Below are 12,179 nucleotides of genomic sequence, written 5' to 3'. Positions count from 1 at the left end.
GATTTCAGCCTAGCAACAACCCCTAGTTGCTGCGCGTGTCAGGTTCGCGCTTTGGCGGTGACAACAAGGCTGGCCACAAAGTAGCGCCGTCACTGTCGATGGGGGTCAGTATCTCTAAGCCGAGGATATGTGCCACCACAGGGTAAATATCAAGATTACGCACCTGCGCCAGCGTTTTTCCTTGGTGGAAACTTGGGCCCACCGCTAAGAACACAGCGTCCATATTGTCATCATCGATAAAACCATGGGTGCCCAGATAATGATGATCTGGCTGCGTAAAAACCACCGGTGGGCGCGTTTGCAGCACAATATCAGCCTGTCTCGGCCCCATAGTGACACCATATTGAGCCAGTTGCTCCTTACTCATTACCTGATATTGATCCGCCGCCTGCTTGTGCAGTCGCTCTCGCAGTGCCTGTAAAGCGCGCGTAGACGCCTTATGTTGATAAATAGCCACCCGGGTACCAGAGTTAATCACTTTAAACCCATCATCGATGTTGAGCGATGCTAAAGGAATGCCGGCATCGGGGTTTACTTCGCTCATGCCATGATCAGAGACCACAATCAGGTTCACCTCGGTGTCTAACTCGGTATTTATTCTGCGCCACAGCTCACCAATAAGGCGATCGATTCCTAAGGCCCCTGCTTTGGTTTGCGGCGCGTTCGGCCCATACTTGTGGCCTAGGCTATCAACCTCAGAAAAGTAGCTCATAATGAGTTTGGGGCGCTGCTGCTTGGGTAACTTAAGCCATTGAATGATTTGCTCTACGCGATGGGACTGCTTGCCGTGGCTAGAATACGGATAAAAGTAAGACGCAGTGCGGCCATTGAAACGCGCATCCGATTCTGGCCAGTAATAGGTAGCGGCTTTCACCCCTTGTAGCTCAGCTAAATTCCACAGTGGCGTGCCTGACACCCAGCTGGTATCGGCCTGCCCTTTGCCCATGGCATAGCATTGTTGCCGCTGTTTATCACAAAAACGGTTACCCACAATACCATGGTGACTGGGCAGCAGACCTGTGGCGATGCTGATATGGTTGGGGAAAGTTTTACTCGGATAAACCGTTTTCATGCGCAGCGCCCGCACTCCTTGACGGCTTAATTTAGCCAGCGCCGGGGTATCGAAATGCTCAATGTAGTCATGACGAAAACCATCGATGGAAATGATGACCGTGGCGGGCACCGTGGCGGGATTTTGAGTAGCCGATTGGCCGTAAGCCGCCCCACTACAAAACAGAATGAGCATCATAGAAAATACTGCGCGCATGTCACATATCCTTGTTATAAAAACTAAAATCTTAGTTGAGAAGAATGAAGTTATGATGAAGGTACCGATTTTAGTTATTGTAGTACAGGCTTGCAGCTGTTTTCAGGCATAAAAAAACCGCGCTAAAGCGCGGCTTTTCTTGAAACCTTGGGTCGACTTATAGGTCGCCTTCGTTTTCAGATAGGAACTTAGCAACACCTTCAGGGCTTGCGTCCATACCTTTTTTACCTTCAGTCCAACCAGCTGGACATACTTCACCGTGCTCGCTGTGGAACGCTAGAGCGTCAACCATGCGCAGCATCTCGTCGATGTTACGGCCTAGCGGTAGGTCGTTAACTACTTGGTGACGTACTGTGCCTTCCTCGTCGATTAGGAAAGAACCACGGAAAGCAACGCCCGCTTCAGGGTGCTCTACGTCGAACGCTTGACAAATTTCGTGCTTCACATCAGCAACAAGGTCATATTTAACTTTACCGATACCGCCGTCAGCAACAGCAGTGTTACGCCATGCGTTGTGTGAGAACTGTGAATCGATAGAAACACCGATTACTTCAACACCACGCTTTTGGAACTCTTCATAGCGCTTGTCGAAAGCAATAAGTTCAGAAGGACAAACGAATGTGAAATCAAGTGGGTAGAAAAAGATAACCGCTTTCTTTCCTTTGATTTTTTCGTGTAGGTTGTAGTCTTCAACGATCTCGCCGTTACCTAGCACTGCAGCTGCTGTGAAATCTGGTGCCTTGCGGCCTACTAATACACCCATTGTAATCTCCAATAGTTTGAGTTTATCGTTAACACAGTGGCTCTGACGGCAAACGCGTCAAAGCATTTTATGTATGTGCAACTAAATATAGTGACGAAAAAGCAAAAACCAACCCCATCACGCAAAATTCACGTTGCACCTAATTCTGCGCAATATGGTACTGACCCTGTGCACAAAAGAACAATCGCATTTAGCGATAGCTATCATCGATAAAACTGATTGACACCAACGCCTTTGCCTTAGGCACAAAAAAGCCCGCTAGTGCGGGCTTTTAGGTTACTTAATCCATAATATCTTCGGGCATATTGCCACGAATCTCTTGCCATATTTGGCCACTCTTATGGCCGTAGCGACGCATCAAGGCAATCGCCCCATCGTGATCTTGCTGCTCGGCAAGCTCGGCTAAGTCTGAATAGAACTGACGCGCCAGCTCTCGAGTACGCGGGTCAGAGAAATAGTGGCAGCCAATTTTAGAGTAAAAACCTTTAAAGCCATTTAAAATCAATACATAGATTTTATTGTTCCCTGCCCCAGCTAACTGGTGATGGACAAGGTAATCATAATCGGCGAAGGCCTGCGCTGTGTCTTCTACAGTTTCTCTATCTGCAACAATTTCTTTTACACGTTCTGGGTCTATTTTAATCGCTGCGCGCATGTAAATGGCGCTGATGTTCGTACGCGCAGAAAGCAGCTGATCGGTCAGCTCTGGCATTTTGTCTTCATCAAGACGGGCCAAGGTCTCAAGAATGTTCAGCCCTGAGGTTTCCCAAAAGTTGTTCACGCGCGTGGGCTTGCCATGCTGAATGGTCAGCCAGCCATCGCGGGCTAGGCGTTGTAATACCTCACGCAAGGTAGTGCGAGTGACGCCAATCAGTTCCGATAGCTCACGCTCAGCTGGAAGAATTGAGCCAGGCGGAAACTCGCCATTCCAGATGGACTCAACTATGTACTCCTCAGCAAATCCAGCTGGGCTTTTGGCTTTGAATATTCTCATCTAACGTCCACTTCACTACTAAAAATATTATTATTGATCTTAACATACTGATTGTACCAGATGCGAAGCAACTAACAAGCACACTCGCCCAGTCACAGTTTTGGTCATACACAGCAAAGGTGAGATTGTTACACAGTGTGAGACTCTAACCACTCCTAGGAAGAGGGTTTGATTAGTGAAGACCCATTTATCTTTGAAGCTTAAATGACAAATTTAGCAATAAGCTTTTAAGCCTCATGGTTTCAGGGTGGGGGGAGAGGCAAGAATTAAATCAATTTATAACCACAATAACCTTGCTCTACCTTAACAAATAGGCTTAGTTGAATTTGGCAGTCACATATGTGCCAAGTTGAGCCGCTGAGCTACTCCAGCAAAGATTTAATAAAGCCATAAGAACGGACATTGAATCTAACTCATTTTTGGACAGAAACCAGTTAGAGTATTTATTCGGTAACGCCGCCATCACGAGCTTGTCGCGTGCATAGCTTTTTTATCTATTTCCTCGAATAAACTTTGCAATCTCACAGTCCTCAGGCACTCGCTCGACACGCTTTTCCAGATCTATGCTCTCAGAAACAACCTCAGGCCGCGGCGGTAGATCCCTTGGTAATTGAATATTCTTGACGATGCCCAAGTTGTGCAGTGCATTCAGAACCCACCAGCCTGGATCTGGCTCATCCGTGTATAGACCGAGCATGGCCGAGCCGGGATACGCATGGTGATTGTTGTGCCAGGCCTCTCCCATGGAAAGCACCCCAGCAAAACGAATATTATGACCCTGCACCGCGGCTCCATCGACTCGCCAAGTACGCTCCCCGCGATTATGAGCAAAATAGCCTATGAGCCAGTGCCCACCCACCGAGACAACTATGCGCACAGAAATCCCCCAGACCACCCAGGTTAGGCCACCAAACCAATAAAGCGGCAACGCGAGTGCTAGTTGTTGGCACATCCATGTTTTTTCAATGAACCGATAGAATGGATCAGACCAGACAGAATCCTCGATAAAGAAGTCAGGCCCATTTTCCAGCTCTAGATCGCAGTTGAGCTGCCACCAGCCATCTTTCAAAATGCTGGAGCCATGTAACAGATAGTCGTGACAGTGTGTCTGGCGCTGCGCCCAATCTCTCAGATCATGCTGTTTCATCATTCCGATAGGCCCCGCCATACCCACCAACGTGCCAAGATATACAAACAGGTACTCCATCCATTTCGGACATTCGTATGACCTATGGATCAGAAGTCTGTGCATCCCTAAAGAGTGGCCAAAGCATAAGGTAATGCCGGTTAAAAGAATAAATACACTAAATGAGGAGAGGCTAACGACAAAGGGAGCAAGAAAAATTGTGGCCAATAAGTGGGAATTGAACCAAAGCGACTTAATCGGGCTCCATACTACCCGCCCAACGAATGCGTCGGTATCAGGCTTGGCTTTAACCCTTTCGGTGCTATGCATGACTCTCCAGCGATAGATGACGCCCGCATAAAATGCGGATAATGCTTGGCTAAAATTAGCAAAGAATGAGCGCCAGCCAAGCTTTAGCCGTCCATTATTAATGCGTTTATTATGTGTTGAGTAAGCTTGAACAATCTAAGTTGTTTATATTCATTTTCATCGTCCTTTTTTCAGGTGTTTCGATAAATATATCTGTCCCTTCAATTGATGTTATTGTAATTTTTTCTTGCTGAGTGTAAGTCCACAAGTCTTCACAGCTTTTGATGAAAAATATATCAACATATTTTTGCATTGGGTCACCTTTAAACTGTTTTTTTAAACTCTTGTAAGTGTATTTTTCAACACTATTTAACTTTGGTTTAAAAGTAGATTTACACCCTACAATAAGAAATATCACTACAACTAAAATACTAAAGTGCTTCACATTTTCTCCAAACACATAACGCCCCTAAGCAGAGGCAAATTTGTTTTTTAGCGCGAAGCGCGTAAATTTTTCCTGCCAGTTCGCTGGCGAACTGGCTTGGTTTGTTAAGTACTAGCTGATCAATTCCGAAAAACTAATTCTAAACACTCTTCCTTACCATCAATTAAGGACTTTACTTGAGTTAATGCCTCGGGACTTAGATCAGAATATTCATCATGAAGATAATCAATTACCTTTTCAGCGCTCCAAGGCCCAAGAGAAACCATGTAATCAGGATAATGATCTTGAATCTCTTTCCATGATTCGTAGGCCTTTTTTGAAAGAAGCATTGAATCTTGGGTGTGAATTATAAATATACCCATATCTTATTTTGGCACTTAACATGCTTATAGCGAGCGAATCGCGCGTTTTTCTACTACGCTGCCGCTCACTTTTCTGAATGGTATATTCTTAACAGGCTAGTTAACTCATTGCCAGTATTATTTAAAACAGCTATTGCTCGTTTTTATCTTGCGACAAAAGCACGCGATTGGGTCGTTTTCTTGACTATGTGAGCGACTGCGCTGCAACTGTTCTAATACACAGTGTTTGCATGTTCTCAAAGTCACCATACTCGCCACCAGCATACGGCTGCTTCAATTTTTTGACTCGCTTTCAGCGCGAATATCATCTTTCACGTAACTAATAAATAATATGGTTGCGGCCGCACTTGGATTTATTTTAGTGACAAGCAACACCTATACATTCGCTCTGTTGACTCTTTTCTCCATAATTTCAATGCAGTCATTAAGAATGCTACAATTTAGGGAGTTACCCTGAAGGTTATATACAAAGGCTTCCATGGAATTGGCATTCCTGTGCTTATGAACTTCATCATCCAACCGATCTCGTATATAAATTAGCGTGGAAAGGTTTAGGTAACCTAATTCTGCAAACGTTTTCATCGCTACTGGAGAGAACCGGTAGTCATAAGTAATAGCGGTATTTTCCGACACATCGTCTCTAATGTTTTTAAGCATTTCATCAGAATTGAATGCGTTGATCGCGAGCTGCAGCTTTAACTCCTCTAGAGAGTCCCAACAAGCAGCTTGAGCATCGACCAAAACAAAAATCATTCCTAAGGCAATATCTCTTTGAAACTCAGCTGCTCCATAGTCAAAAGTTGACAATAGTTTGTTATACGTTTCAATAAACTCTAATAACTTCTTATCCAAGTGTTCATTCATAGCGATCCCTTTCTTTTCTTCATTGCGTCACTAATTGGCTTATGCTCCAGCCTCATAGCAGAGCACCACACTACATGGTTATGATGCCTCGGTGGTTTTACTTCTTATATAAACCATGGCTTCCTGAAGGTATTTGAGCTCCATTGCAGCGGCCATATGAAATTCACCACCTAAGCCAGACTTTCCTCTGCTCTCGCGTGCGAAGTCGGCGTTTTGCTCAAATTCAGGTCGCAATGCTTGGCAGGCTAACAGTAATTGCTCTGCGCCATATTCAAGCATTAAGCTCTGAAATTATTTTTTCGGGAAGCCCGTCAAATTTGAACAGCCGAGTGCTAAAAATATTTGTCAATTTTTGTTGAAGATCCGTTTCCAAGTAAGTACTCCCTTTTAGCGTGATGAATTTTCAAAAACAACCCTACCGTAACCGAGCCGATTCTTGAATTGGAATAACAGTAAAGGCATCTTTTTCATAGTTTTGCGAGCTTTTTCCATTTTGCTCTGCGTCCAAACCCCGCGTCGAACTCATGCGCAACATAGTATTGATCACAAGCTGTACATTGACAGGTCATTTTCGACCTCCTCGTTTGTGGGTCTGCCTCATTTAATATTATCTCAATCATGCCTTTATCCGCTTCACTGTGGGCAAAGTAAGATAGCTGGAGGTATTTTACGCATCTGCAACCCGTTGTTCTCACAGCCTCGAGAAACTTTATAATTCTATCTATTGATACACGTACGCAGTGCTTATTTCCATGAGAGGACCAACACGAAGCACTAGAGAATGGCGTGATTAACTCAAGGCTGCCCGCGAGCTTTTGTAAAAAGGTATTGTCTGACACATTCATCAGACTATATGAAATATCCGATATCTCACGTTCGTTGCCAGATTGCAAAATGCTTATTAAGTCTTCGATTTCCATACCATCCCCTGTGAAATTAACGCCCGTTCATAGCTGCATGCACATGATTAAAGCGAGCGAAAGACAAACGCTAGTCAAGGGTTTAACTCCTATTAATAGATTATGCACTTGCTAAATTGTCTTGCGACATCCAAAACAAGTGCAAGACTATGTGAACAGCTAAAAATATAGCTGAGCATAAAAGCATATAGAGCTCAACCCAGCCACCACCTAATTTGAATAAGTCACCATCAAGGTCAATGACTGAGGAATGAGTGAATATTAGAGACAAAAAGCCAAAAATAAGAAATAACAATCGAACTTTATGCTTGAGCTTTAAACCCCAACTCACAGAGGTTAATGCTACATAGCCAAGTATTCCCCCCAAAGAACAAAGGATCCATTGTAAGCTGAAACCAACCGGCATAGTGGAAATATTTGCAACACCACCAAACAAGCCGATTAGCGCAAATATCATAAGAAATGATGCAGGTAGCCAAGCAAACACGGTTGTTAATCCGATTAACAAACTTCTCCAGAACATATATTTAACCTTGGTTTTCAAGCACCTTTATAATCGACTAAACATAGTTGGCTAAATTTACAGCTCCGCATAAAACTTAGGCACCTTTGATTGAGGCTACATGCCAAGCAACCAAGGCAGTATAAATAGGAAAACAATGAAAAACATAAAGCCATACACATAACCTGTGTTTCTAGACTTTCTCCAAAACAAATTTTGAGCTCTTTGTTCTGACTGGCTCAGTAAATAATCACAATGCGGACATTTGTTTCCCAAATACATTATCAATGTACAATTAGGACACCTCGCTGATGGCTCAAACTCTGCCATTCCCATGATTGTTGGCTTTTTGGGCTTCATAGCTTCCTCGACACATAACACGCAGGCACCGCAGCCTATCCACTGAAAGTGTTTTTTATGTAATTTAATTGTGCTCTTGTTTAACGGTAGAAAGTATGAGGCTATCAATTTCATTGTTCACAGCACCGATACTACTATTATTTAATATTACGTAACCAAAATTTAGGTCTGTGACAGAACGTGATAGAGAGACCCAACCTCGATTAAATCCAGCAAATCCGAGACTGTTATTTTCTGTGTCCACAACATAGCTCATGCTCCAGCGCCCGTTAGTATTCGGAGCTGGCTTAATCATTAGATCTATGAGCTTTTCTGGCAACAAAATTGAACCGTTATAATGTCCATCGCTATTGCGCAAAACTGCCATATTGAAGCGAGCTAAATCTACAGGCGTTGTTTGTAAGCCCGCCGCTGCTTGTTCATTGAAGTACACCATCCCCGTGACTTTACCAGTATCATCATAAGGTGTTGCCGACTTACTCATTACTATCTCAGTAATATTGAATGTAGAATCCTTCATATTCAGAGGTTCGAATACGTTTTTCTGCATATAAGCTTCAAATGTCATTCCGGACACATCTTCAATTAACAGTTGTACCACTGAATATCCACCACCGGAATAAGACCACTTTGTATTTGGCGCATGGATAAGTTCAACGGGTCCAGCGCCGTTGTTATTACCATTTAGTGAGTCGACAATAGAGGATAACTTGTCGCGAGACTCCCACCCTGTATAAGGCCCCAAAGACAGGCCGGAAGTGTGAGACAGAATATTTCTTAGTGTGACTTTTTTTACATCAAAATCAGATTGGGGAATTTGCCAGCGTTTAAGATATTGATTAATTGGTGTATCGAGATCTACTTTGCCTTGAGCGACTAATTGCATTGCTCCCCAAGCAGTAACCAGCTTAGAAATAGAGCCTACATTGAACAAAGTCCTTTGAGTAATTTCAGTTTTAGCCGCAACGTCAGCAAAACCATAGGAACGAAAGCTCACAACTCTACTTCCATTAACGAATGCCAGAGCAACGCCGGGAGCTTTGTGCTTTTCTAAAATTTGCGGTACACCATCGTCCAAACGCTTTGTGAGCTCAGATATATCTTTAATTTCTTTGCCAATAGAAAAGTTGACAAAAAAAGCCCACGATATTATCAAGATAGTTCGAATCATAACTTTCCTTGTGTGTACGGCTCCATGATACGAGCCGTTTTAAACTTGAACGAGGAGCGAGTGTCAGCCAAGCTTACAACGTCGCTCACGTATTTATTCTGTTAGGCGTTTGTAATGACAAACTCGTGAAAGCCCTCTGTTTCAACAGGCTCCACTTTCTCAACAAGGGCCACATTTAATTGAGTAAACAAGTTACTCCAAAACTTCAACGCCAAGCTGTCGTCTATATAAACTGCTACATGCCATTGTTCGCTCACAGCTTGCATCAAGTGTTGAACGACAAATTTCCCGACACCTTGCTTTCGATATTTAGAGAGGATAAATATATCAGCCAATTCCGGCATTTCTTTACCCCGAATCTCGGTCGTCTCAACAGTGGCAAAGCCTGCAACCTGGTCAGAAACAAAAATTAGATAAGCGGCACACTCTTGTTCACCGCAAACAACGGAATTGAGGTATTGTTCATCAATATCAAAGCGCCCGTCAGTACCTACATCCTCTTGATCAAATGAACTTTGGTGATATTGGTAAAACTGCCACAGCATACACAATGTGCCACTGTCAGTTGTTTTAGTTTTCCTTACTTTGATTTCCATTTGGTGCTCGTTCTTATTAAGGCTCAAATCCATAGTTTCCAACGGTGAAGGCTACCTTGGGTTTCTGATGCCAAACCTACATAACAGCCCGTTAAGTGTTTAACATAGTTGGCATTTAATTCTATTGCAGTCTTAAAGCCCAAGAAACATTCACCGTTAAGTTGATATTTAATCATCCCATCATGATGTTCCCAGTGATAGGTTTTTCTGAAGTATTCTTTGGCCGCTTCTTCAGTGGGGAAAGAAAAAATTAGTTCGAATTTACAAGATTCTATTTCCGGATAAGTTTTTCGAAGTGACCCAACTAACGTTGCGATTCTATTCATGCTCACCTAGATATAATTCCCCGCATACAACCTCCTTATTACATTCACTTGCAAATCGAATATAACACTAATTGATGCTGAGAATACTATGCTCTCCTGTAAGTACTTTCCAGAGATTAAGGACTTATTTAGTCGAAAGCCGAGACTTTGATTCGTTCAATATCGGCATTAGATCCGCACTGTGTATAGCTCTTCGAGCAATTCTGCTTACTATATTTTGTTATTCATTTTTATAGGTTGATAAGAGCCAACTGCAAGCAAGCCTACCGCTTTAAGTCATTCATTAGCTTTTTTGTTCACTTAACAACGCTAGCTTGTACACAAATGGCGCTAAATTAAGTGCTTAGGCACGCCACTGAGCTTACCTTTACGGCCGCTAATACGCTTGCATAGCGCCGAGGGCGTGGCATAATCAGCCCATCAATAACGATGTGAGTTAACTATGAGCTGGTTAGGTAAGCTATCGCACCAACGTGCGCCTTGGGTACTGTTAGCGGTGATTGCCACCGTATTCGAAGCAACTGCTTTGTATTTCCAATATGCCATGGACTTAGCGCCATGCATTATGTGTATTTATCAGCGTACAGCAGTCTTGGGTGTGCTATTTGCTGCCTTAGTGGGCTGTATTAATCCACAAAACGTGTATTTACGCCTAGTGGCGCTGGCGAGTTGGCTGGTTGCCAGTATTTGGGGTTTCTTGCTCGCCAAAGAGCATATCATGATGCAAACCACCACAGATCCGTTTGCCTTCGTATGCGAGTTTGAACCTAACTTCCCAAGCTTTATGCCTTTACACGAGTGGCTGCCGAGCTTTTTTGCTGCTACCGGTGATTGTGGCAACATTGATTGGCAATTTATGGGGTTATCAATGCCTGGGTGGATGCAGGTGATCTTTGCGGTGATGGCAGTCGTTGCAATTATCATTACCTTAAGCAGCTTTTTTTATAAACCTAAGGCTTCATGATTTACTTTCTTCCCAGTCAAATTCCGAAACTCAAGTCGCTCAGTCACAATGAGCGACTTGCTATAGTAACGGATTCATTAAACAGGCTATCAGCGCAGCGCCGAGTCATGCTCAATATTATTAAACTGCTGCTGATCACCCCACTATTTCTGCTGCTGGTGCGCTTTGAAGGCTGGCACATGTTGCCATGGCTGCTCTTAGCCGGCATCGCCTATCCTATTATTGTGCTCCCAGTGCGCCATGCATTCGCGCTGTTTCACCTTGATGAAGCCATCGCCGCACATAAAAAGGGCAACTAAACGTTGCCCTTTGGTTTATCAGCAATACTTTGCCACTATCTTACCTTCACCAATTCCCGAATTTGCGCCAACGTACTTGCACCAATACCTGGCACGGCGTCTAGCTCATCAACACTGCGGAAATTGCCTTGCACCTGACGATACTCGATGATGGCGGCTGCTTTAGTGGGGCCAATGCCCGGCAGCGATTGTAGCTGTGCTTCGGATGCTTGATTAATGTCAAGTTTGGCTGGGGTTACCTGCTCACTCGCTTGTTGAGGTGCCTCAGCAGCGACCACCGCTGGGGTAAGTACAAGCGCACAGGTGGTGTAGAGTGCGGTTAGTAGCTTCATGCTTCTCTCCTTAGAAGTTAAAGTAAAAGTCCTTGTTACTTCAACAGTAAATAAAGAATAATTACTGAGATGTGTCAAATAAAACTAACGATAAAATCGTGCTTTTTGTGGTAAAAATGCTTAACCCTTTAAAAGGAATAATTAAAACCCTTGACGGGCGAATCGCCAACCACTACCCTTACTGTATAAAAAAACAGTACCCTTGAGGAGAAGCCATGGCTGTTGTAACTAAATACGTTGTAGAACGAGACGGAGTCGAGCGCATGACCTTTACTAGCAAAAAAGAAGCCGATGCCTATGATAAGATGCTCGATATTGCCGAAAGCTTAGAAGAGTTATTAGGCGGCGTTGATGTTCCCTTAAGTGAGCAACAAGTAGAAAGCCTGTCGTTGGAAATAGCAAAACAAAAAGACGACTTTATGCACGTACTTAAAGGTACCAAGCCTGCAGCAAAGGCCACAAAAAAAGCCAGCAAAGAGCCAAGTGATAAGGAAAATGTTACCGAGCTCAAAGCCAAAGAGGCGTAAAGCTATTTCTTAGACATAAAAAAAGCCAGCATTGCTGGCTTTTTTTATCATT

General features: G+C 43.7%; 15 protein-coding genes. 3 read left to right on the top strand and 12 right to left on the bottom strand.

Annotated elements, in window-relative coordinates; genetic code table 11:
• Positions 1–22: 22 nt before the first annotated feature.
• The 11 genes from W04_RS13425 to W04_RS13365 form a co-directional block, all read right to left on the bottom strand.
• Positions 23–1,267 (bottom strand): alkaline phosphatase family protein, encoded by a 1,245-nt coding sequence (locus W04_RS13425; protein WP_053911178.1) that lies wholly within the window; start codon positions 1,265–1,267, stop codon positions 23–25.
• A 157-nt stretch (positions 1,268–1,424) separates the two neighbouring features.
• The gene (locus W04_RS13420; RefSeq protein WP_022946413.1) at positions 1,425–2,030 is read right to left on the bottom strand and encodes a peroxiredoxin; all 606 of its coding nucleotides are present in this window, start codon (positions 2,028–2,030) and stop codon (positions 1,425–1,427) included.
• Positions 2,031–2,310: 280 nt separating this feature from the next.
• Positions 2,311–3,024 carry a fatty acid metabolism transcriptional regulator FadR gene (gene fadR, locus W04_RS13415; protein WP_022945083.1) on the bottom strand — a complete coding sequence of 238 codons (714 nt, stop codon included), beginning with the start codon at positions 3,022–3,024 and terminating at the stop codon, positions 2,311–2,313.
• A gap of 490 nt (positions 3,025–3,514) precedes the next feature.
• Positions 3,515–4,480 (bottom strand): acyl-CoA desaturase, encoded by a 966-nt coding sequence (locus W04_RS13410; protein WP_053911177.1) that lies wholly within the window; start codon positions 4,478–4,480, stop codon positions 3,515–3,517.
• Positions 4,481–4,589: 109 nt separating this feature from the next.
• A complete protein-coding gene (locus W04_RS13405) occupies positions 4,590–4,919 on the bottom strand; it encodes a hypothetical protein (RefSeq protein WP_053911176.1) in 330 nt (109 codons plus the stop codon).
• Positions 4,920–5,641: 722 nt separating this feature from the next.
• Positions 5,642–6,130 carry a hypothetical protein gene (locus tag W04_RS13395; protein WP_053911174.1) on the bottom strand — a complete coding sequence of 163 codons (489 nt, stop codon included), beginning with the start codon at positions 6,128–6,130 and terminating at the stop codon, positions 5,642–5,644.
• 78 nt (positions 6,131–6,208) lie between these two features.
• The gene (locus W04_RS13390) at positions 6,209–6,409 is read right to left on the bottom strand and encodes a hypothetical protein (RefSeq protein WP_053911173.1); all 201 of its coding nucleotides are present in this window, start codon (positions 6,407–6,409) and stop codon (positions 6,209–6,211) included.
• Between the two features lie 741 nt (positions 6,410–7,150).
• A complete protein-coding gene (locus W04_RS13380; RefSeq protein WP_231658155.1) occupies positions 7,151–7,573 on the bottom strand; it encodes a hypothetical protein in 423 nt (140 codons plus the stop codon).
• A 403-nt stretch (positions 7,574–7,976) separates the two neighbouring features.
• The gene (locus W04_RS13375; RefSeq protein WP_053911170.1) at positions 7,977–9,083 is read right to left on the bottom strand and encodes a serine hydrolase; all 1,107 of its coding nucleotides are present in this window, start codon (positions 9,081–9,083) and stop codon (positions 7,977–7,979) included.
• A 101-nt stretch (positions 9,084–9,184) separates the two neighbouring features.
• The gene (locus W04_RS13370) at positions 9,185–9,679 is read right to left on the bottom strand and encodes a GNAT family N-acetyltransferase (protein WP_053911209.1); all 495 of its coding nucleotides are present in this window, start codon (positions 9,677–9,679) and stop codon (positions 9,185–9,187) included.
• Between the two features lie 23 nt (positions 9,680–9,702).
• Positions 9,703–10,005 carry a hypothetical protein gene (locus W04_RS13365; protein WP_053911169.1) on the bottom strand — a complete coding sequence of 101 codons (303 nt, stop codon included), beginning with the start codon at positions 10,003–10,005 and terminating at the stop codon, positions 9,703–9,705.
• Positions 10,006–10,447: 442 nt separating this feature from the next.
• Here W04_RS13365 and dsbB point away from each other — a divergent pair, with 442 nt between their 5' ends.
• A complete protein-coding gene (dsbB, locus tag W04_RS13360; protein WP_053911168.1) occupies positions 10,448–10,969 on the top strand; it encodes a disulfide bond formation protein DsbB in 522 nt (173 codons plus the stop codon).
• Entirely contained in the window at positions 10,966–11,268 is a 303-nt protein-coding gene (locus tag W04_RS19120; RefSeq protein ID WP_053911167.1) for a DUF6170 family protein, read from the top strand. Before dsbB ends, W04_RS19120 begins: the two co-directional genes overlap by 4 nt.
• 35 nt (positions 11,269–11,303) lie before the next feature.
• Here the strand turns inward: W04_RS19120 and W04_RS13350 are convergent, their stop codons facing one another.
• On the bottom strand, positions 11,304–11,600 hold the full coding sequence (locus W04_RS13350; protein ID WP_053911166.1) for a ComEA family DNA-binding protein: 297 nt from the start codon (positions 11,598–11,600) through the stop codon (positions 11,304–11,306).
• 215 nt (positions 11,601–11,815) lie between these two features.
• Between W04_RS13350 and W04_RS13345 the strand changes: the two genes are divergently transcribed.
• Positions 11,816–12,127, top strand: coding sequence for a YebG family protein (locus tag W04_RS13345; RefSeq protein ID WP_053911165.1), 312 nt, complete (start codon positions 11,816–11,818; stop codon positions 12,125–12,127).
• Positions 12,128–12,179: the final 52 nt, after the last annotated feature.

This window comes from Pseudoalteromonas sp. SW0106-04 (assembly GCF_001293805.1).
In the GTDB taxonomy this organism is placed as follows: Bacteria; Pseudomonadota; Gammaproteobacteria; order Enterobacterales; family Alteromonadaceae; genus Pseudoalteromonas; species Pseudoalteromonas ruthenica.
Note: the sequence above shows the minus strand (reverse complement) of the source record. Positions and strands in the feature narration are given on the sequence as shown.